The sequence below is a fragment of the Pseudovibrio sp. POLY-S9 genome (assembly GCF_001431305.1).
Classification (GTDB): domain Bacteria; phylum Pseudomonadota; class Alphaproteobacteria; order Rhizobiales; family Stappiaceae; genus Pseudovibrio.
Genome location: NZ_LCWX01000165.1, coordinates 53,299 through 74,301 on the forward strand (window position 1 = coordinate 53,299; position 21,003 = coordinate 74,301).

A 21,003-nucleotide genomic window follows, 5' to 3' on the forward strand; every position below is an offset into this window, starting at 1 on the left:
TCATCAATGATGGGCTCTCTTCTCCCAATCGGGTTTGCAGCACCGTGGGTTCTCACCGCTCTTGCCGCTCTTCCCGTTCTCTGGTGGCTGCTCCGCACCACGCCTCCACAGCCAGCACACGTCAAATTCCCGCCCCTGCGTCTCCTACTTTCTCTTCGCAATAAAGAGGAAACCCCGCAGCACACCCCGTGGTGGTTGATCCTGATGCGCCTTATGCTGGCAGCAATCCTGATCATCGCCATGGCTGGCCCTGTCTGGAAACCGCTAGATATCGCAGAGCCCAAAACAGGCCCACTCTGGCTCATTGTCGACAATGGCTGGGATGCTTCAGCAGATTGGGACCGCCAAATCCGCATGGCAGAGCTGATGGTTGACGGCGCAGCGCAGAACAACAGAACCGTCATGCTGGTTACCACCGCAGATGGCCCAGCCCAGCCCATGCGCCTTTCCAGTGCGCAGGAGGTTGCCGATCAACTTCGCGCCCTAACACCTCAAGGTTGGCAAGCTGCCCGGTCAGAGCTCATTCCAGCCCTGCAAAAGCAAGCAGAACAGAACGCTCCCGGTGCAATTTTGTGGTTCTCCTCTCCCTTAGAAGAACCCTCCACCACAAGCTTTGCAAGAGGATTGGCCAGCATTGCCAGAACATCAGACGTGCGCGAAAGCTCATTCCTTATCTACCGCTCCGACACCCCGGTCTACGCGCTCAAACAGTTACAAAACACCGCTGGCGCCATGACCACCACAGTCCTCCGCCATCCTGCACCACTGGCTGAGACACTGACGGTCCGAGCCTTTGATCGCAAGCAACGGGCTATTGCAGAACAAACCATCGAGATGAAAGCTGGCCAAAGCGTCGCTGAAATTTCATTGGAACTGCCATCAGAGCTGCGCAACGATATCACTAAGCTCTCCATTTTAGGCAAGGCCAGCGCCGGCAGCACTGTACTCGTAGATGAACAATGGCGGCGCCGTAAGGTTGGCCTTTTCGCTGGCGGCTTTTCTGACCGCTCCCAGCCTTTACTCTCGCCACTTTATTATCTGGAACGCGCGCTGGCTCCTTTCGCAGACCTTCCACCAGCAAAAAGCACAGACATCACCACGGCCATTTCCGACTACTTTGACAAAGGCATCTCCGTTCTGGTCCTTGCTGAAGTTGGCACCCTGCCCAAAACCACAGAGGCAGACATTGCCAGCTGGGTCTCCAAAGGCGGCACACTGATACGCTTCGCTGGCCCGCAACTCCCGGAGAAGCAAGATTCGCTCATCCCGGTTGCCCTCCGACTGGGTGACCGTAAACTGGGCGGGTCTCTCTCCTGGAAAGAGCCGCAGGCACTCAAATCTTTTTCTGAAAACAGCCCGTTCCGCTCAATCAGCCTGCCCAAAGACGTCACAGTCAATCGCCAGGTGCTTGCAGAGCCAACTGCTGACCTACCTGACAGAACATGGGCTTCTCTGGAAGACGGAACACCTCTCGTCACGGCCAAGAAGCATGGCAACGGAACCATTGTCCTGTTCCATGTGACACCTGATACCAAGTGGTCCAACCTGCCTCTGTCCGGTGGGTTTGTGGATATGTTGCGGGCCATCACAAGCATCTCATCAACCGCAGTTTTCAATCCGGATGACGAAGAAGGAACAACATCTGCATCTGCCCTACCTCTGCTCAAAATGCTGGATGGCTATGGCAAACTCACACCACCCTCTGCCAGTCACAAACCTATTCTGGAGCGCGATTTTGCAACCACCCATCCAGGCCGAGATACCCCCCCAGGTCTCTACGGGACCGACGATGCAGCACGCGCACTCAACCTCATGGAAGATGAGGACAATCTGATCCCGTTAGATCTCAAACCACTGTCTATGGCAAAGATACTCGACTACCCCTCAGAAAAACCGCTGGACCTTCGTGGCTGGTTCTTCTCCATCGCAATCCTGCTGGCTTTGCTGGATACGCTCGCCCTGCTCTGGCTCTCTGGTAAACTACGCCGCAGCCAATTCACGCAGGCCGCTATTCTCTTGCTCATCGCCTCCAGCCTGAGCCTGACAGGTGCTGACAAAACGCAGGCACAAGACAATGCAGAACAGTTCGCCCTCAACGCTTCATTAGACACCCGCCTCGCCTATGTAATGACAGGCGTGCCAGAGGTGGACGAAATCAGCCGAGCCGGACTGTTCGGCCTCACCAGATTACTAACCGACAGAACAGCATTGGAGCCTGAAGCTCCGGTAGGGCTGGATCTGCAAAGCCACGAGCTGGCCTTCTTCCCAATTATCTATTGGCCCATTGATGCAGGCATGCAGATGCCAAGCCCTGAGGCCATGTCACGGATCAGTGCCTACATGCGCAACGGCGGCACAATCCTGTTCGACACCAGAGATGCGTTTGGAACAGGATCAAACTCTCCAAACAAACTAAAGCTTCAGCAACTCTTGCGCGGATTGGACATTCCTAGTCTGGAACCTGTTCCGCAAGACCACGTACTGACCAAAACCTTCTACATTCTGGATAACTTCCCCGGCCGCTACAATCAAAGCCCCATGTGGGTACAAGCCAGCGCGACCACCTCAGATGGCAGCCGCCCGGTCCGCGCAGGCGATGGCGTGTCCCCCATCATGATCAGCGGCAACGATTTTGCAGCAGCATGGGCCATTGATATGCAAGGAAACTACCTTTACCCAACCATTCCCGCAGACGGCAATCAGCGCGAGATGGCGGCGCGAGTGGGCATCAACATCCTCATGTATACCATGACAGGCAACTACAAGGCAGATCAGGTTCACATCCCTGCGCTGCTGGAACGTATCAGCCAATAATAAGCCAGTAAACAAGACGCGGAGCACAGCTACACACATGACATGGTCTCTTTCCATCGACCCGCTTTTGCCCCTTCCGGCAATAATCGCGCTTGGAGTGATCATAGCTCTGGTCTGTGCCTACCTCCTCTTCGTCGGTATGCGCGGCGCCCTGATCCGTTCCGCCGCCTTGGCTCTGCTGGTTCTGGCCCTGCTCAATCCGGCGGTCTTACGAGAGGATCGGGAATACCTGCCAAGTACCGTCGTTGTCGTCTCAGACAACAGCCAAAGCCAGCAACTGGAAAACCGTGCAGAACTGACCGAGGCAGCGCGAGAGGGTATCGTCAATCAACTTCAAACCCTTGACGGCATCGATCTGCGGCAAGTCTCTCTCAATGATACTTCCATGGAAAGCGGCGATGGCACCCGCGCCTTTACCGCAATCTCCAATGAACTGGCTGATGTCCCGCCAGAGAGAATAGCCGGAGCCATCGTGATCACCGATGGTCAGATACACGATGTACCAGCCACAGCAGAAAAGCTCGGCTTCTCAGCCCCGGTCCATGCGCTCATCACAGGCCGTGAAGGTGAGTTTGATCGCCGTTTAAAAGTTGCCAAAGCCCCGCGCTTTGGCCTGGTTGGCTCAACACAGGTCGTCCAACTGGAATTGATTGAGGAAGGCACTCCGCAGCCCTTCGGCAATCGCGCTGAAATCATAGTCCGCCGCAACGGCAATGTCCTGTCCAAGCAGTTTATCTCTTCAGGCTATCCGGCAGAAATCGCAGTTGAGATCGAACATGGCGGCCAGAACATCTATGAGTTTGAGGTGGAAGCACTCAATGGCGAGCTGACACCACTGAACAACCGCGCCCTCGTCACCATTGATGGCGTTCGCGAAAATCTCCGCGTCCTGCTGGTGTCCGGCTCTCCTCATGCAGGCGAGCGCACATGGCGTAACCTGCTCAAATCAGATGCCTCCGTCGATCTCGTCCACTTCACCATTCTGAGGCCACCGGAAAAACAAGACGGAACCCCAATCAACCAGCTGTCTCTGATAGCCTTCCCAACCCGTGAGTTGTTCTCCGTTAAGATCGACGAGTTCGACCTCATCATCTTCGACCGCTACGAACGCCGCGGCGTCCTCCCCCTGCTCTACTTCGACAACATCGCCCGATACGTCAGTGACGGCGGCGCAGTCCTCATCGCAGGTGGTCCTGACTACGCAGAAGCCAACAGCATCTTCCGAACCCCGCTGGGCCGCGTGCTTCCAGCCGCACCAACTGGTGAAGTCTTTGAAGAACCCTTCTTTGCCAACGTATCAGAACTCGGCCTGCGCCATCCAGTGACTCGCGATCTGCCCGGTGCAGGTGAAAGCCCCCCCCAATGGAGCAAATGGTTCCGCCTCGTCGGTGCAAGTGTGCAAGAAGGCCAACCCATCATGACTGCGCTGGGCGATAAGCCGCTGCTGGTTCTCAGCCGCGTCGGCAAAGGCCGCGTTGCCGCCCTCCTGTCTGATCATGTCTGGCTCTGGGCAAGAGGCTATGAGGGTGGCGGCCCACACGTCCCGCTTCTGCGCAGGCTGGCCCATTGGCTCATGAAGGAACCTGATCTGGAAGAGGAAGCCCTGCGATTGTCTTTACGCGGCTCCAACCTACTGACAGAGCGACAAACCCTCGCCAATCTGGTTGATCCGGTCACGCTTACAACGCCCTCTGGCAAAACTGAGCAGCTGGAGCTGATAAAGGACACATCAGGACATTGGACCGCCTCCGTCAAAGTGGAAGAACTCGGTCTTTATTCAGCAACCGATGGCGCACATACAGCACTGATTAATGTCGGCCCGCCAAATCCGAGAGAGTTTCTGGAAGTGGTTTCAACGGCAGACAAACTCTCTGGCATCACAGAACAGACAGGCGGTACAGCTTTGCGGATCGGCGGTGACGACGGCGCATCCTTGTCCCTGCCCAATGTCATCGCGCAGCGTTCATCCACTCAATATCATGGAAACGGCTGGATCGGCATCAAACGAACAGACGCCAGCATCTTGAATGGCATAGACCGCTATCCGCTTCTCATCGGCTTTCTCGGCCTTGCCTTGCTGTTAGGGCTGTTGTCCTTCACCTGGTACCGCGAAGGACGATAGAAAAACTTCTGAGATGGAGATGTAATCTGCAGGATGAATTAATTACCCTGCTCATTCTTTCAAGTCGCCATTGCCAACGAGCCCTGCATCACGTCCACCAGCTGGCTGTCACTCTGCTTTGTGGCTACCAACGCAGGCTTCACATAGCCACCAACCACAGCACCAGTCGGCATTTGCCCACCCTGCAGTTTCAAAACAAGCAACCGATCCAAATCAACAGGACCCCGCAACGTGATCTGGCCATGAGGCACCTGCTCATATCCGTGCGGCCCATAGTAAGGATGATCCCCAACAAGCAAAATGGACTGAACGCCCTGCGCTTTGGCCTCATTTGCAACAGTCGTCAGCAAAAGGCGACCCAGCCCCTGCCCTTTATAGGCGGCCTTTACGGTCAGCGGTCCCAGCAACATGCTCTGGCTATTGCCAATCATGATGGGAGTGAGTTTCACAGACCCAGCAATCTCGCCGTTGAGTTCTCCAACAAAACATAACTGAGAAGCTTGTTGAACGCCTTCACGGATTTTGAACGCAGTCCGTTCAAACCGTGCAGGGCCAAACGCCTCTGCTTGCATCTGCTCAATTTCGGAGAAATCTGCTGGGGTTTCCTGCCGCACCAGCCATTTTGAAACTATCATGTCACATACCACAAATCGAAGGAGGAAGACCGTCGATCCGTGTGGCTCGGGCAGTTAGACCGATGTTGGGAGCACACTGAGAAAAGGACGGCACGATGCACCACGCGAGAGCAAGTCCCGCGCGTTCATTCGTCGTCGCTGTTCCCAGCAAATAGCCATAAGGCTCACACCCCAGTTTCTCGGTCTATCGCATGCCAGAGCACACGAAATATAATTTCACCTGACTAACTAACACGCAAATTTTCTGTCGTAAAGCACAAAACTAAGTGCAGATGCGTATTCGTTAGTTGTAGGCCACCGGCACGTAGGCCCTTGAAAAACAACTACCAATAGGGATCAGGCTCAGCTTTGCCCGCAATTTCCTGCAGACGACGCAGCGTCGCCGGGCTCACATCATCAGGTAGGGCATCCAACGCAAACAGCTGTAGATCTGAGATTTCCAGAGCCGGTCTTTTCCAGTTTGGATCTTGCTCAGTCAAGCTCACCTTAAAGAGGCCGACATGGTCCCGGCCTGTTCCACCACGGTTAAGATGCATGGAAAGCAATGCCACATCTGGTCCGCATCCATACCCCGTTTCTTCTGCCAGCTCCCTGCGAGCGGCCTCCGCCATCGTCTCCCCGGAATCAACACCACCACCAGGAAAATACCAGCCCGGCAGATATTGATGACGTACGAGAAGGACTCGGTTTTCAGCATCAAATGCCGCAACGCGCGCGCCCATCGTCATTCCACGACTCAAAAGAGCCGCCGATTGCACCAGAATATTGATAATTCGCGTCTTAAAGCTTGCCACCTCTGGCCTCACAATCAATATAAACCTTTGATATAACAGTGCTATATTCTGAAATATCATTTATGCAAAAAGTGCATACCACCCTTGCAAAACTAACACTACACAACCCACAGGATAGGCGTAGAAAGAGATCAAAGAATAAGCATACGCCCAAAAATTAATCAGGGCGGCCCCATCACCTACTTATAATAGACACCCAATCCGCGTTTCCCAAATCGCAGGAGTAACACGTCATGCTTACTAAAGTTCTCGCTCGTTTCCGTCGCACAAAACGCTTCCATTGGGCACCTGCAGTCAATTCTGCAAACACCCACGACACTGCTGTTTTGCGTCCGTCTTCTTGCCTTTAAGGCAAATTGGAAGTCAGCATTGCCGATCTGTTAAAGGCGCTTGAGGGTAATTCTCAGAATTAAGGAAAACTCCTTGACCTCAGGCGCAATGCAGCGATGATGCGCAGGCTATGTTTAAGCTTGTACACATATCTGACCCACATCTGGGTCCATTGCCGGACGTTCAGCCAGTCCAGTTGGTCTCGAAGCGTATTCTTGGCTATATAAATTGGCGGCGCAACCGCGCCCATGCAATGACCAATTCTTATCTTGATGCACTGATACGCGATATTCACGCGCAGCAGCCGGATCATATCGCGCTTTGCGGAGACCTGGTCAACATTGCACTGCCCAAAGAGGTTGCTGGAGCCAAAGACTGGCTCGCAACCGTGGGCTCTCCCGAGACTTTATCCCTGACACCAGGTAATCATGATGCCTATGTCCCAGGCGCTTTAAAGCAAGCCTATGGCGCTTGGCGTCCATACATGCAAAGCGATCCGGGCTTGGGGCTGACACCACCTCTGGGAACTGATCCACACTTCCCATTTGCCCGCAGACGAGGCAACGTCACGATTATTGGCCTCTCCACTGCCAAAGCAACGGGCCCTTTCATGGCCACAGGCCACATCAGCAACAACCAACTGCGCGAGCTGGCAGACCAGTTGCGACGCGCAAAAGAGCGCGGTGATTTCCGCGTTGTCATGCTGCATCACCCGCCTGTGCGCAACGCCACTGCCTGGTACAAGCGCTTGGTAGGCTCCAGCCGTTTCCGCAACATCATTGCAGAACATGGCGCGGAGTTGGTTCTGCATGGCCACACCCATCGGGCGACCCGTATGGAAATCAACGGGCCGGAAGGTCCGGTGCCTGTGATTTGCGTTCCATCCGCATCAAATGGCCTGAGTAGCCATAAGCCACCTGCTCGCTACAATCTCTTTACCATTGAAAAAGATGGCGACGGTTGGTCATGCATCATGGAAGAACGCGGTTTTACAACGGCAGGAGAAGGCGTGCATCACATCGCACAGCATGATCTGTCCATACCCAGCTTAAGGCAAGCAGCGTAGAGCCTGCACCTAAAACGTGGGGCTCGTTTTCAGACTAAAAGACAGAGAGGCATACTGATGCCTCTCACAAAGACAGCGCTTAACCCGCAAAAGGGTTCGCATAAAGAGCCAGCGCCACAAGACCTGTCGCCCCGATAACAGTTCCCAGCAAAAGCCCGCAGATCAGAATAAAGAAGTCACGCGCCTTATTGCGCTTGGCCGCAACAGCTCTGCCTGCGTTTTCCTGTTTAAGCTGGTCCAGCCTCTTGCCTGTTGGAACATCCTGCTGGCGAATGCGATTGAGCATCCAGTCTGCTTCCAGCGCACGTTCCTTTTCAATAATCCGCTCGGCAATGTATTCGGTAATGCAGTCCGCCATGTCGTCGATATCGGCAGTTTCAAGCAACACCATCCGGCCCAGACGGGTCTCCTTCACAAAGCGGTAAGAATGGCGATCACGACCCATCAACACATGACTGGTCATGTCGATCCATAGGCGAGGCTGGGTACCGGGAACGATCTGGAAGGCAAACTGGTCGTCGTCTTCAGGAACTTCCTTGAACACATCAATCAGCTCTTCGCTGAGCAATTCAAGGCGTGCTTTCTCGCTCTCCTGAAGGCTCACAACAACGTCTGTCCGTTCCATCTCCGCAACACGCACTTTGCGAATACTATCTCTCAGCGACCGCACCTTTTCATGAGGCACAACGTTGTCATGTAGCTCTGACATGGCAGCTCCCGAATATTCGGTTGAACACACCCCGTTTCAACCGCCCCCAACCTACGTACAACCAATCGATTTGCGTGCAGCCCTCACACATCTTCCACGATTAATCAAAGGTACATGGTAAAAGGAAACTAACACATCCTAGATAAAACTCTAATGAAACCTCATTAACTGTCCCGTTTTGGGGCACTTTTCCAACACCAACCCTGAGGGGTTTCTGCCGCACAACTCCAAGGTTATGCGAGAAATCCAATGCAAGCATATGCGTGTCTATCAAGCGAACCGAAAGGTCCAGCCCATCAACCTGCTCTGCCCTTTGGCAAAAAAGGAATGTGAGGAGCGCAGGATCGATCAAGAATCTCATTCAGACGTGGATCATCAGCAACCTCAATGGACCGCTTAAAGGGCTTAAAGCCACTACGCAGATAAAATTGCAGTGCCTGTGGGCTATCCCCTGTGCATGTGTGTAACCAGAAGCGCTTCACTTCAGGACGCGAGAAGGCCTTGCTGGTCGCGTGGTTCATCAGCCAGCGGCCAGCACCACCGCCAACAGCTTCTGGCACAAGTCCGAAATAGCTCAGTGTGACTTCGTCTTCCTTGGCAACATCCAACTCAAGCATCCCCACAGGCTCACCGTTCTTCATAGCCCAGTAAAACTCATTGGTCGGCTTGCTCAGCGTCACTTCCAGTTCAGCGTCATTCATCACCAAACGACCAAACCAAAGCCACGGCTCACCCACACGTTTAAAGAGGGCTCTATACTCGGTGATGTCGATCTTGCCGGCTCGTTCCAGCGTGAGGTCAGGACGATCAATCGGTTTGAGAGCAGGCTTCTCCAACATCTCCAGATGCGTCACCACAGTCGCGACTTTGCCTTCTGGCAGGTCTGTGTATCCATCAAGATCCAGTTGAATATGCGCCATACCACTCTCTCAAATTAGGAAGAAACAATGCACTCTGGGTAGCGGGAAGAAGGAAAGGCTGCAAGTGTTCCAATCTCACGAAACACTTGAGATCCTATATGGTTGCCACTGTCTTCAGTCGCGCCCGCGGGTGAACTTCGTTTTGGCTCATAACAAACGTATGCGCTCTGAAACGCTCAACAATAGACCGCACGAATGGCCGCGATTGAGCTGAGCACAACAGCACAGGAACTTCACCCTGATTGGCTGCCGCATCATAAGCATCACGAACCAAACCAACGAACTCCTGCAGCTTGGAAGGTGCCATCGCTAGCTGGCGATCATCCCCATCCCCGATAATGCTTTCAAGGAATGCAGACTCCCATACAGGGCTCAGGCTGATCAAAGGCAGATACCCACCGGGCGCTTGATTGGCAGAGCAGATCTGGCGCGCCAGACGGGTACGCACATGCTCAGCAATGGCATTCGGGTTCCGCGTTGAACCAATCGCCTCCGCAATCCCTTCCAGAATTGTTCCCAAATCACGGATGGAAATGCGCTCTTCCAGCAGCGCCTGCAGCACACGCTGAATTCCAGATATGGAAATCTGAGTCGGAACAATATCTTCCACCAGCTTGGACTGCTCTTCATCCAGCTTCTTCAACAGAACCTGAACATCTGCGTAAGTGAGCAGCTCGGAGATATGAGACTTGATGGTCTCTGTCAGGTGCGTGGAAATAACCGTCGCCGGATCAACCACCGTATAGCCAAGCAGATTGGCTTCTTCGCGATACTGCGCTTCCACCCAGGTCGCAGGCAAACCAAAGGTTGGCTCTGTGGTATGCGTCCCCGGCAGGCGAACCTGCCCACCAGCAGGGTCCATCACCATAAACTGGTTCGGGAACAGGGAACCGCCGCCAGCATCCACTTCCTTCACCTTGATCATGTAATCATTCGCACCAAGCTGAATATTATCAAGGATGCGTACAGACGGCATGATCACGCCCATATCAGAGGCAATCTGACGGCGCAGCGCTTTGATCTGCTCTGTAACCTGATCTGTTTCCTGCTTATTACGCCCATTAATGATTGGTAGCAGCGCATAGCCAAGCTCAATCCGCAGCACATCCATTTTTAAGCTGTCGGAAATCGGTGCTTCCTGCGGCTCATCCGGCACTTCAGCTTCAACTTTTGCAGCCACTTCCACCGCTTTTTCGCGAGCATGCTTCTTACTTGCCTGCCGCGCCAGATAACCAGCAGCACCCGCCAATGCCAGGAACGGCAACATCGGCATGCCCGGCAGGAACGACAGCACGACCATCACAAACGCAGACATGCCAAGCGCTTTTGGGTAGCCGGTAAACTGCCGGACAAGAGCCTTATCGGCCGCACCCTCAACACCCGCTTTAGAAACAAGAATACCCGCAGCAGTGGAAACGATCAGCGCGGGGATCTGAGAGACCAGACCATCACCAATCGTCAGCAGCGTATAGTTTTCGGCAGCTTGAGCGAACGTCAGGTTCTGCTGCATCACACCGATAACGATACCACCAATCACGTTGATGAATGTGATCATCAGACCGGCAACGGCATCACCACGCACAAATTTGGAGGCACCATCCATGGAGCCGAAGAAGGTGGATTCAGATTCCAGCTCTTTACGACGGGTCCGCGCAGTCTCCTCATCAATCAGGCCAGCACCCAGATCCGCGTCAATCGCCATCTGCTTACCGGGCATTGCATCCAGCGTAAAGCGGGCAGAAACCTCAGCAATACGGCCAGACCCCTTTGTAATAACGATGAAGTTCACAATCACAAGGATTGCAAAGACGATAATCCCGATCACGAAATTACCGCCCATCACAAAGCTACCGAATGCCGCAATCACATTGCCGGCTGCGTCAGCTCCTTCATGCCCGTGCGCCAAAATCAGTCGCGTCGACGCCATATTCAACGACAGTCGCAACATGGTCGCAATCAACAGAACAGTCGGAAATGCGGAAAATTCCAGCGGCTTCTGAATGAATAGCCCCACCATCAGGATCATCACGGAAAAGATGATCGAAATCGCGAGAAACATATCCAGAAGCATCGCAGGCATCGGAACAATGAGCATCACGAGGATGACCATTACACCTGCAGCAAGCCCAAGGTCGCCTTGCTTTATGGCGCCCCAAAGGTCTTGAAAAAAGGCTGAACCACCAGCTGCACCTAGTCCGGGCACGCGAGCAGCAGAAGGAGCACTGTCGCTTCCTCCTTGAGCCGCTTTTGTATTTGTCTCTTCAGACATCGCCGCGCCCTATCCGTTCTTATGCGTCTGCAGTGCCCGCGCGTGCTTCGCCTGGCCCTGGAACCTCAACACCCTCTTTGGTGTAAAGGTTCAACTTGTTGCGAAGCGTGCGGATCGAAATGCCAAGGATCTTTGCAGCATGCGTACGGTTCCCCAGACAATGATCCAGCGTATCCAAAATGAGATCTCGTTCCACATCAGCAACTGTACGCCCGACCATATCGCGCGAGACGGCTTCAGCTGCATGGGCCGCGCGCGAAGCCGTTTGCTGTCCAGCCCCCATGGCAATTGGAGATCCATCCGGCATGCGAATAGCGTCTGCATCAATCTCGCTACCAGAGGAAAGAAGAACAGCACGGTGCATGGTGTTTTCCAGCTCGCGTACATTTCCTTTCCATTGGTTGGCCAACAAAAGCTGACGGCCTTCCTGAGAAACCGGCAGTGCCTTGGTACCATTTGCCTTGGCATAAATTTCAATGAAGTGGCTTGCCAGCTCCAGAATATCAGCAGGACGTTCCCGAAGCGCTGGCAGCTTCAGGTTCACCACGTTCAGACGGTACAGCAAATCCTCGCGGAAGCCGCCATTGCGCACTTCCTCAGCCAAATCACGGTTGGATGTCGCAATGATGCGAATATCAACGGGAACCGGACGACTACCGCCAACACGGTCAATCACCCGCTCTTGGATAGCGCGCAACAACTTGGCTTGCAGACGAACATCCATCTCGGAAATCTCGTCAAGCATCAAGGTGCCGCCATTGGCTTCTTCAAACTTACCAACACGGCGCGCAACAGCTCCGGTAAAAGCACCCTTCTCGTGGCCGAAAAGTTCAGATTCAAGAAGATGCTCAGGAATTGCAGCGCAGTTGATGGAGATAAACGCCTTATCAGCACGACTGGACTTGCTGTGCAGGAAGCGGGAAATCACTTCCTTACCAGACCCGGACTCACCCGTGATCAGCACCGATGCATCAGATGGAGCCACCTGCTCTGCCAGCTTGATCACGCTTGCCATTGCCGCGTCGCGATAGATCAGATCTTCGCGCTCTTCCGTAACAGCCGCCAGCACAGCAGCAATCAGCTCCGGATCAGGAGGCAGCGGAATGTATTCCTTTGCTCCAGCCCGAATGGCAGACACAGCCGCGCGCGCATCCGTTCCCAACCCGCACGCAACGAGTGGCACATGGATACGCTCGCGTTCTGTCAGTTCCACCAGCTGACCAATATCTTCATTGACATCAACCATCAGAAGATCCGCACCCTGACCAGAACGCAAGACTTTCATGGCCTCAGGAACGCCAGGCGCATGGGTAACAGATGCCCCCCGCTCCATCGCGATCTTGGTTGCGGTCGTCAGCTGACCGCCAAGGGTCCCAACGATCAAGAGCCGCATGTCAGTTCCTTTCCAGTACGCCTCATGACAATCACTTATCCGCCTTGATGATTTCAGTCATGGTGACACCAAGCTTATCTTCCACGAGCACAACTTCTCCGCGCGCGATCAGCCTGTTATTTACGTAAACGTCGATGGCCTCGCCCACCTTCCGGTCGAGTTCCATAACGATCCCGGTATCCAAATGCAAAAGGTCGGAAACCTTCATCTTTGTATGCCCAAGCACAGCAGCCAGTTGGACCGGAACATCAAAAACAGCTTCCAAATCCTCAGCTGCCTTAATGCCGCCTGCACCTTCTTCATCCAGGCCACCAGCGCGCTGGGTACTCTGGTGTTGGTCCAGCACCATTCCCTGTTCATCACTGCTCATAATCAACCTTTCTGATCCCGCACCGGCCATAGCCAGCACGGTCATAGGCAAAAACTAAAATCACGCTGCTCGACTGGCCCGCTCACGGGCATCGAAATGGGATTTTATGACTTGTTCAATATGCTCAACCGTCTTGCGACGATCACGAATAATTCCACCATCCGGCCATTCAATCCGGCAATCACCACGTGACATGCTCTCTGACTTCACAACATGCACCTTGCCCTCAAAGCTGCTGTTCAAAACCAGACCGTCAACCATGTCTTCCAGCGCATGCGTATCTTCTGTCGGCACCTCAATCAAAATCTGAGGGATCTTGCGCAAAGGAGCCAGACATTCAGCAAGCAACGCCACAACTTCAGCAAGCGGCTCACGCGCAATAAGGTGGCTGCAAAGACGGCGCGCAATCAGAAAACACATAGAGACCAGGTTCTGCTCTTGAGCACGGATCTGGCTTTCAAGATCACCCAGAGCAACTTCAAGTCGCTCCCGCAACACCACCAGTTCTTCCTGTGCACTCAGCTTCTGCTGCTCGGCAATGGCCTGGCGGGCCTGCATCTCACCACGAACAAACGCGGCCTCTTCAGCAGCTTTTAAAAGCTGCTTGTGCTCAGCAACTGTAATAGTAGGCTCCAGCGGAGGGACGTCTTCGACTATTGCTGCGGCCTCAGCCTCATCGATCGATTTAGTATCAAACAAAAAGCGTCGCCGCACAGCACCTTGAGGCATCACAGTAACCATCAGCGAGCCTCCAGTGATCGCGAAGAAAAGGAACGATTAGTAGACAAACTCTTCCTCTCCTTTCTTCTTGTTAATGCTGATTTCACCAGTGGCTGCCAAATCTTTCGCCTTCAGTACAAGTGAGCTTTGCGCCTCATCTACATCGTGCAATCGAACTGGTCCCATACCTTCCATGTCTTCCTGAAGCATCTTTGCTGCACGCGATGACATGTTGGCGGTAAAGAACACAACAGCAGTTTCAGAAGCTCCTTTGAGAGCCATGGCCAGCTGATCCTTCTCAACATTGCGAAGCAAGGTCTGACAGGCAGCGGAATCTAGTTTCAACAAGTCCTCGAAGGTGAACATCAAATTGCGGATACGCTCTGCAGACTCGCGGCTATCTTCTTCCAGTGCTGCCAAAAAGCGGCCTTCGGTCTGCCTGTCGAAATTATTAAAGATGTCGGCCATCATCTCGTGGCTATCACGACGGCTGGTCTGAGACAGATTCGACATGAATTCGACCCGCAATGTCTGCTCAACCTTCTCCAGAATATCTTTCTGAATAGACTCCATGCGCAACATGCGGTTCACCACATCCAGCGCCAGCTCTTCATTCAGCAGCGCAAGAACGCGAGCCGCATGGTCACTTTGGATTTTGGAAAGAACCACTGCAATGGTCTGCGGATACTCATTCTTCAGATAGTTTGCCAGAACGTTTTCAGGAACGTTGGAAAGCTTCTCCCACATGTTCCGACCTGCAGGACCTCGAATTTCCTCCATAATGATCGCAACCCGATCAGTTGGCAGGAAAGAGTTCAGCAAGCGCTCTGTAACGTCTACGTTGCCGTTCAACGCACCACGGGTGGAAAGCCGCTTCAGGAAGTCAACAAACAGCTCTTCAAGCATGGTCGGCGTAACAGGGCCAAGGCTCGCCATTGCGCTGGAAACCTGACGCACTTCAATTTCATCCAACCCAGCCCAAATGGCCTTCCCATACTCCTGCCCAAGCGCCAAGAGCAGAACGGCTGCGCGCTCTGCTCCTCCAAGCTCTCGTTCAGCTATTCCAGATGAGACTGATAAGGCTTGTGCTGTCGATTCCTGCGGCTGTATCTCCTCACTCATCCTACGCTGCCTCGTTCAACCAACCGCGAACGATATTGACCGCTTCGCTTGGAGAATCTTCAATCAACTCACTTATTTGCTGAATTGAGCTTTGATGGAGAGCTGCCTGCATTTTGGCATCTTCAATCCATTCTGCTGTTGGCATTTCAGAAGGAACCTCCTCCATTTCACCAACAACACCTCCAATTTGCGCAGGGCCCTCAGCGACCAATGTGCCATCTGGCAGCATCTGAACACCGCCTTCTGCCGCCGCCGCTCTCTCTTCTTCTTTAGCAAGAATACGCTTCATCAGCGGAGAGACTGCGAAGATCAACAGCAAGATGGTGATCACAAACAGAACACCCAACTCAGCAAATTTCATGATGTCAGCACGTGTAAAGTCGAACAGCCCACCTTCGCTATCACCAAAGTCCTGAAGAGGAGCTTCGACAAAGCGCATGTTGACCACTTCAACATTATCACCGCGATGTTTGTTAAAGCCAACAGCAGTTCGAACCAGAGTAGCAATTTGCTCCAGCTCATCTTTACTGCGCGGTTGATAGGTCTGCGTGCCATCCTCGCTGGTTGTGTAGGTACCATCAACCAGAACCGCTACAGACAGCCGTTCCAGACCACCTGCTTCATAGATCTCCGTCACTGTACTCTTGGAAATCTCGTAGTTCAGGATTTCCTCAGAAACATTCGAGGCATCCTTGGACCCGGTTGCACTGCCAGCTGCGTCTGCATTCGGCAGCTGGTTGCCAACAGAAACCGTCTCCTCACCATTGGTGGAAGATGCATTCTCTTCTTTACTCTGAGAAGAACGCAACACCTGCCCATCAGGATCATACAGCTCCTGTGTCTCAGTTTTGCGGTTATAGTTGATTTCTGCAGCAACCCGAACACGAGCGCGACCGGTTCCAACGACATTATTGAGGATCTCTTCAACCTGTTGCCGCAGGCGAGCCTCCATTGTCGAACGTCGTTCATCCAGCGAAGAGCCACCAGCAAGCCCTTCTTTATCGCCGGTTCCGCTGGCAAGCAAAGTGCCGCGCTCATCAACGATAGAGACGTAGGAAGGTTCCAGTCCTTCAACTGCTGTTGCAACGAGATGCTGAATGGCACGGATCTGCCCACCAGACAAAGAACCCTGCACCTTAATTGCAATCGAAGCTGTCGGCGGTTCCCGATCACGCTGGAACAACTGCTTTTCAGGGATCACCAGATGAACACGCGCAGAAGAAATCCGGCCAATGCTGCGAATGGTTCTGGAAAGTTCCCCTTCAAGAGCTCTGAGGCGGTTCAAGTTCTGCACAAAACTGGTTGCACCGAGCGTATCTGTCTTGTCGAAGATTTCATAACCAACACCACCGCCAGATGGCAGGCCAGCTTCCGCCATTGTCATGCGCAGACGATGAACGTTCTCCTGAGGGACAAGAACACTACGTCCGTTGACACCCAACTCATAAGAAACACCTTGAGATTCAACCTGGCTAACAATCGCTGCAGCATCTTCAAGAGTAAGGTCCGTGAAGAGAGGTACCATCTGCGGTGCTGTCGCACGAACAATGATGAAACCGAACAGACCGATCAACGTAACAGCCATCGCCCCCATCGCTGCCAGTCGCGCGGGCCCAAGTCCTTTCAAGAAGTCAAGGATTCCACTCACAGTTGCCGCCCCGTACGTTCAAATCGCTCATTCAAAATGTACCAGCAATACTCTCAACACCTTGGAAATCGATGTGAATTGCCCCTGATTTGCTGGTAGGTAAAAATTGCCCGCCTTAGAGTTAACAAAAGGTTAATAAAACCCTAATAATCGGTAAACGGGAAATCTACCCACAAAGAAGCACTGTGGAATATCGCAGGAAAGGCCTTTGACTAGGCTTTTGAAGAGTCGAATGAATCTTGTGCGGCCTGTTCGGCAGATTTTGCCGAAGCAGTTAAGACATCATGGTTAATCTGTAAAATTGTACAAAATGTGGCTTCCACATACAAAAAGGCCGGCTGAGACAGCCGGCCTTTTCAGAACCTCAAACCTGTTTGGGCATTACACCCTTTTTGCCTGAAGCTTACTAGTTGCTGCGATAGTCCTGAACGCGTGTAGCGCGCAAGCCGGCTAGACCGTGTCGGTCAATCGAGTTCTGCCAAGACAGAAACTCTTCAACCGTCAAAGTATACCGGTTACATGCTTCATCCAGAGACAACAAGCCTCCACGCACAGCCGCAACCACTTCAGCTTTTCTCCTGATAACCCACCGCTTAGTAGAGGTAGGAGGAAGATCCGCTATCGTCAGAGGGCTCCCATCGGGGCCGATGACGTATTTTACTCGTGAACGTATATGTTCGGTCATTCTACTCTCACACAAACCATGACCAAGCTGAGGATGAGAATAGAACAAGGCGCTTAAAATTTGGCTAAGCCCCCATCAATGTTTTGGTAAGATTCATAACCGGGGATCTTAGTGGATATTAACTACTACAGAATTCCATTGACTCCAGTGACCTCACCCACGGGAATTTTAAGATCCCCCATGTGCAGAATAATGTCGCCAGTGCTGAAGTCCACGGCGTCCACTTTCCCTTTCACTTCGGTCTGAACAGCGAAAGGCTCGCCATTGGCATCCTGGGTAATAATATCAATGGAATAGGCGCCATCACCAGCTTTTGTGCCGTTTGTCGCTACGCCATCCCATTCAAAGGTGTTGTCACCTATTTTCAGATCAATCTCTTCCTGATAGACCTCAGCACCCTCACTATTTTTAACAGTGACGGTCGCCTTGCCTGCAGAAACGGCATCAAGATTCCAAGAAGCTTTGTCATCCTTGAGCTGCGCAGTCGCACTCTGAGCAGTCACTTCCTTACCGATATAGTTTACAAACTGACTCGCACTTTGCGTTTTGAGCTGAGTCAGCTGCTCCTCTAATTTCTCAGTAGTTGCAACCTGTTGCTCAACCATCGTGTATTGAACCAGCTGATTCGTATATTCAGCCGAATCGAGAGGCTCCAACGGATCCTGGTTTTGCACCTGCGTGGTCAGCAATGAAATAAACAGATCAAAGTTTGCATTGATGCTGTTCTGGGTGCTTGCGCCAGAGGTGTTTGCATTCGGTGTCAGTGCATTAATTGTAGTCATTGTCTATTTCCTCATGCGCGGCATCAAACCGAGATATCCAGTCCACCAGCGCGGGCAGCACTATTTAAATTATTGTGTGCGAGATAATTTTCTTCTGGCAACTCAGCGCCTTCTGACGCTCGATCCAGCTGCCCGACATTTGCCTGTCGGTTCTCTTGCTGATCTGAAGTCTGCGAGCCACGCCCTCCAAGTGAGAACTGAAGAGAGCTCTTATCGCTTTCGATCCCAGCTTCCTGAAGAGCCTTCTCCAACCCGCGCTGATCTCGCTGCAAAAGTTCAAGAGTTTCAGGTCTCTCAACAATCAGATGCGCCCGTACGCGGCCATCCTTGCTAAATTCCAGAGAAACATCGACCCCACCCAACTCTTTTGGGTCAAGCCGGATTTCAAAACGATCAACGCCACCACTTGCCTGTCGGGCAATCTCAGGCCACACAGCATTCGCAACATTCCTCAGCGTAGAGGTTGGCAGAGAGCCCATTGAACGGAATGCAGTGTCAGAACGTGCAGCAGTACTGGAGATTGCTTCAGAACTTTCCCAATCAAGCTCAGCTTCAGATCCATCCAACGGACCAGCAGCAAGCCCCCAACCGATTGCCGTTGTTGAAGCAACCTGCTCATTTGCCTGTGGCACCTTCACCTGAATACTGACAGAGGGCGTAGTACTTTTCTTGTCAGCGGATACTGCCTGCTCTGTAGGCTTGTTCAGTGCATTGGTAAGCTCATCAGCCTCCGGAGCATCACTAACCTCCGTGACGGATTCAAAACTCGATGTCGCTTGCACAGCTCCACCAGCAGTTTTGTCTTTCACAACCAACGGGGTCGCAACACTCGTCACAGCAGCAGTCCGGCTCACCTGTTCCGCAGAACGGACACCCGCTTCACTTTCTTGAACAGAGGATACATCAACAGCCTTTTGTACCTGCGAAGCTTGGCCAATCTTTTCCGAAGGCACATCCGGCTTGGAAGTCACATTCGGGAAAATGATGTCACCATCACCTTCAACAGATGCGGTCTGCACCGCACGCTGTTGATTGCCGACAAAGCTTGAACCAGCACGATCAGTCTGCCGGACAAGCACAGGCTTTTCTAAGGAAGCGTCTGCATCACCTTCAATGGCATCAACAAGAACATCCCCGCGAGAAGACTGAACAGCTCCCTTAACCTCTACAGACTGCGGCTGAACAGGTTCGGATTGAACTTTGACACTCTTCACGTCTTGCGCTGTTGCTAGCTCACTAACCTGACGACTAACAACAGGTTGCGATGACTGGACATCCGCTTCACCCGCAGCACGATCCGGTGCAGCGGTCTTTTCGGCAGGAGCGCTGACTGAATTAGCAACAGTATCAACATTACCGCTATCTGAGGTCGTGACAGCACCATTACCAACGGCATTGGCGACTTGCTCTACCTTAGCCCCATTGTTCGCTGGTTGAACTTGCGGTGAAGCAGCAGATTTCTGGGGCTGGTCAGATACCACTGAAGAACGTGCAATCAGCTCGGGAGAAACCTTAGCCACTTGATCTGAAACCGGGAGCTCCAGCGCATTTAACTGAGGCTCAGATGAACCACCTTGCTTAACAACAGCACCCTGCTGCTCGGACGTCACGCGCTGCTGCGTATCTGAAGCATTAAGAGCGTTGCCTTTAGATTCCTGTACGGTTCCAGCGACGTCTGTCTCTTGAGCAACAGCTCCAATTTGAGCCGTTACCTGTCCATCATCCGCCTGCGGCAAGATCTGCCCACCACGCTCAGCTTTCTGTAAAGCACCAAGATTTTCAACAGCACTCTCTACTGTTTTGGAAGAGATGGCCTCGCCCTCACCCACAATAGGAGAAGCGTTTTGAACATTAGCGACCGGCTGAGCAACTTTCGCTTCGCCTGCTTTCTCCGCTAAGGCTGGCTGACTGCCTGCCTCCTGGGCTTTTTGTGGCAAAGCAACAAAAGGCGCTTTCGCTTTCCCTTCGCCGCCATTGAGAAGAAGCGCTTCATCATTAGTTGCCGCAACTGCCCCCAATCCCGGAACCACACCTGGCACTGGCACAGGCACTGGCACTGGCACTGGCACCTGAGAAACAGTGGAAAGCGGTAGTTCACCAGCCAAACCAACAACCGCACTCTCCCCATTTTCATCCTTGATGAGATTTGGACTTAAAACCGAGAGATCGCCGCCAGTCGTTAAAGCTCCAGAATAGAGATCCACCGCAGTCGCTGCTGCCCCATCTCCCTCAGAAGCTTTGGCGAGCAGACCGGAGAAAGTATCGGCATTTTGACCGAGCACACTCTCACCAAGCAGCGCATTACCACCTTGCCCTACAACGGGGCCTAAAGGCGTTTGCGGCTGAACAGGACCGGTTAAACTCAGCAAAGCAGATTGCGACATATATTCCTCAAACTACGCAGCACACACCATCAGCAACGATGGTCAAGACATCTTGCGCGCAGATATGCAATTATCGGGCCAACCAAAAAATCAAAAATATATAAGCATTTTCAAATAGATAAACTAAAATCAACATTTCAAAGAATAGGCCACAAGATCACTTATTGCCCCCGCCTCGGCAACAAATGCCCAGCAAGTAAAAACATCAATCAAAAAGATTGGCCTTCCGTCGAGTTTTAG

Annotated in this window: 16 protein-coding genes; 3 read left to right on the top strand and 13 right to left on the bottom strand. The window is 52.8% G+C overall.

Features of this window, described 5'->3' with window-relative positions; all coding sequences use genetic code 11:
* Together PPL9_RS15935 and PPL9_RS15940 are read left to right on the top strand one after the other, a co-directional pair.
* On the top strand, positions 1 to 2,814 hold a 2,814-nt coding region (locus tag PPL9_RS15935), incomplete at its 5' end, for a DUF4159 domain-containing protein (RefSeq protein WP_208989410.1).
* Between the two features lie 37 nt (positions 2,815 to 2,851).
* Positions 2,852 to 4,936, top strand: coding sequence for a hypothetical protein (locus PPL9_RS15940; protein WP_057463624.1), 2,085 nt, complete (start codon positions 2,852 to 2,854; stop codon positions 4,934 to 4,936).
* A gap of 59 nt (positions 4,937 to 4,995) precedes the next feature.
* Here the strand turns inward: PPL9_RS15940 and PPL9_RS15945 are convergent, their stop codons facing one another.
* A complete protein-coding gene (locus tag PPL9_RS15945; protein ID WP_057463625.1) occupies positions 4,996 to 5,571 on the bottom strand; it encodes an N-acetyltransferase in 576 nt (191 codons plus the stop codon).
* A gap of 323 nt (positions 5,572 to 5,894) precedes the next feature.
* Entirely contained in the window at positions 5,895 to 6,299 is a 405-nt protein-coding gene (locus tag PPL9_RS15950) for an NUDIX domain-containing protein (RefSeq protein WP_057463669.1), read from the bottom strand.
* 526 nt (positions 6,300 to 6,825) lie between these two features.
* Here PPL9_RS15950 and PPL9_RS15955 point away from each other — a divergent pair.
* Positions 6,826 to 7,761 carry a metallophosphoesterase gene (locus PPL9_RS15955; RefSeq protein WP_082596904.1) on the top strand — a complete coding sequence of 312 codons (936 nt, stop codon included), beginning with the start codon at positions 6,826 to 6,828 and terminating at the stop codon, positions 7,759 to 7,761.
* Between the two features lie 79 nt (positions 7,762 to 7,840).
* On the opposite strand, the gene PPL9_RS15960 is transcribed toward PPL9_RS15955, so the two are convergent.
* The 11 genes from PPL9_RS15960 to PPL9_RS16010 form a co-directional block, all read right to left on the bottom strand.
* The gene (locus PPL9_RS15960; RefSeq protein WP_057463626.1) at positions 7,841 to 8,470 is read right to left on the bottom strand and encodes a hypothetical protein; all 630 of its coding nucleotides are present in this window, start codon (positions 8,468 to 8,470) and stop codon (positions 7,841 to 7,843) included.
* A 296-nt stretch (positions 8,471 to 8,766) separates the two neighbouring features.
* Positions 8,767 to 9,390: a GNAT family N-acetyltransferase gene (locus tag PPL9_RS15965; RefSeq protein WP_057463627.1), complete on the bottom strand. Its 624-nt coding sequence runs from the start codon at positions 9,388 to 9,390 to the stop codon at positions 8,767 to 8,769.
* Positions 9,391 to 9,484: 94 nt separating this feature from the next.
* Positions 9,485 to 11,659: a flagellar biosynthesis protein FlhA gene (gene flhA / locus PPL9_RS15970; protein ID WP_057463628.1), complete on the bottom strand. Its 2,175-nt coding sequence runs from the start codon at positions 11,657 to 11,659 to the stop codon at positions 9,485 to 9,487.
* 19 nt (positions 11,660 to 11,678) lie between these two features.
* Positions 11,679 to 13,052: a sigma-54 dependent transcriptional regulator gene (locus tag PPL9_RS15975; protein WP_057463629.1), complete on the bottom strand. Its 1,374-nt coding sequence runs from the start codon at positions 13,050 to 13,052 to the stop codon at positions 11,679 to 11,681.
* A gap of 31 nt (positions 13,053 to 13,083) precedes the next feature.
* Positions 13,084 to 13,401, bottom strand: coding sequence for a flagellar motor switch protein FliN (gene fliN / locus PPL9_RS15980; RefSeq protein ID WP_057463671.1), 318 nt, complete (start codon positions 13,399 to 13,401; stop codon positions 13,084 to 13,086).
* 81 nt (positions 13,402 to 13,482) lie between these two features.
* Positions 13,483 to 14,163, bottom strand: a complete 681-nt coding sequence (locus PPL9_RS15985) for a FliH/SctL family protein (RefSeq protein WP_057463630.1) — start codon at positions 14,161 to 14,163, stop codon at positions 13,483 to 13,485.
* A 36-nt stretch (positions 14,164 to 14,199) separates the two neighbouring features.
* Positions 14,200 to 15,264: a flagellar motor switch protein FliG gene (locus PPL9_RS15990; RefSeq protein ID WP_057463631.1), complete on the bottom strand. Its 1,065-nt coding sequence runs from the start codon at positions 15,262 to 15,264 to the stop codon at positions 14,200 to 14,202.
* A 1-nt stretch (position 15,265) separates the two neighbouring features.
* On the bottom strand, positions 15,266 to 16,912 hold the full coding sequence (fliF, locus tag PPL9_RS15995; RefSeq protein WP_082596906.1) for a flagellar basal-body MS-ring/collar protein FliF: 1,647 nt from the start codon (positions 16,910 to 16,912) through the stop codon (positions 15,266 to 15,268).
* Positions 16,913 to 17,318: 406 nt separating this feature from the next.
* Positions 17,319 to 17,597, bottom strand: coding sequence for a DUF1153 domain-containing protein (locus PPL9_RS16000; protein WP_054784903.1), 279 nt, complete (start codon positions 17,595 to 17,597; stop codon positions 17,319 to 17,321).
* Positions 17,598 to 17,722: 125 nt separating this feature from the next.
* Positions 17,723 to 18,379 carry a flagellar hook capping FlgD N-terminal domain-containing protein gene (locus tag PPL9_RS16005; RefSeq protein WP_057463633.1) on the bottom strand — a complete coding sequence of 219 codons (657 nt, stop codon included), beginning with the start codon at positions 18,377 to 18,379 and terminating at the stop codon, positions 17,723 to 17,725.
* A 23-nt stretch (positions 18,380 to 18,402) separates the two neighbouring features.
* Complete coding sequence (locus tag PPL9_RS16010; RefSeq protein ID WP_057463634.1) at positions 18,403 to 20,763, bottom strand: flagellar hook-length control protein FliK; 2,361 nt, start codon at positions 20,761 to 20,763, stop codon at positions 18,403 to 18,405.
* Positions 20,764 to 21,003: the final 240 nt, after the last annotated feature.

What these genes read in the sequence shown, in the direction of transcription:
- PPL9_RS15955 (WP_082596904.1), top strand. Translation starts at nt 6,826, where the DNA reads ATGTTTAAGCTTGTACACATATCTGACCCACATCTGGGTCCATTGCCG.
- PPL9_RS15940 (WP_057463624.1), top strand. Translation starts at nt 2,852, where the DNA reads ATGACATGGTCTCTTTCCATCGACCCGCTTTTGCCCCTTCCGGCAATA.
- PPL9_RS15975 (WP_057463629.1), bottom strand. Translation starts at nt 13,052, where the DNA reads ATGCGGCTCTTGATCGTTGGGACCCTTGGCGGTCAGCTGACGACCGCA.
- PPL9_RS16005 (WP_057463633.1), bottom strand. Translation starts at nt 18,379, where the DNA reads ATGACTACAATTAATGCACTGACACCGAATGCAAACACCTCTGGCGCA.
- PPL9_RS15960 (WP_057463626.1), bottom strand. Translation starts at nt 8,470, where the DNA reads ATGTCAGAGCTACATGACAACGTTGTGCCTCATGAAAAGGTGCGGTCG.
- PPL9_RS16010 (WP_057463634.1), bottom strand. Translation starts at nt 20,763, where the DNA reads ATGTCGCAATCTGCTTTGCTGAGTTTAACCGGTCCTGTTCAGCCGCAA.
- PPL9_RS16000 (WP_054784903.1), bottom strand. Translation starts at nt 17,597, where the DNA reads ATGACCGAACATATACGTTCACGAGTAAAATACGTCATCGGCCCCGAT.
- flhA (WP_057463628.1), bottom strand. Translation starts at nt 11,659, where the DNA reads ATGTCTGAAGAGACAAATACAAAAGCGGCTCAAGGAGGAAGCGACAGT.
- PPL9_RS15950 (WP_057463669.1), bottom strand. Translation starts at nt 6,299, where the DNA reads ATGACGATGGGCGCGCGCGTTGCGGCATTTGATGCTGAAAACCGAGTC.
- PPL9_RS15985 (WP_057463630.1), bottom strand. Translation starts at nt 14,163, where the DNA reads ATGGTTACTGTGATGCCTCAAGGTGCTGTGCGGCGACGCTTTTTGTTT.
- PPL9_RS15965 (WP_057463627.1), bottom strand. Translation starts at nt 9,390, where the DNA reads ATGGCGCATATTCAACTGGATCTTGATGGATACACAGACCTGCCAGAA.
- fliN (WP_057463671.1), bottom strand. Translation starts at nt 13,401, where the DNA reads ATGGTGCTGGACCAACACCAGAGTACCCAGCGCGCTGGTGGCCTGGAT.
- PPL9_RS15990 (WP_057463631.1), bottom strand. Translation starts at nt 15,264, where the DNA reads ATGAGTGAGGAGATACAGCCGCAGGAATCGACAGCACAAGCCTTATCA.
- PPL9_RS15945 (WP_057463625.1), bottom strand. Translation starts at nt 5,571, where the DNA reads ATGATAGTTTCAAAATGGCTGGTGCGGCAGGAAACCCCAGCAGATTTC.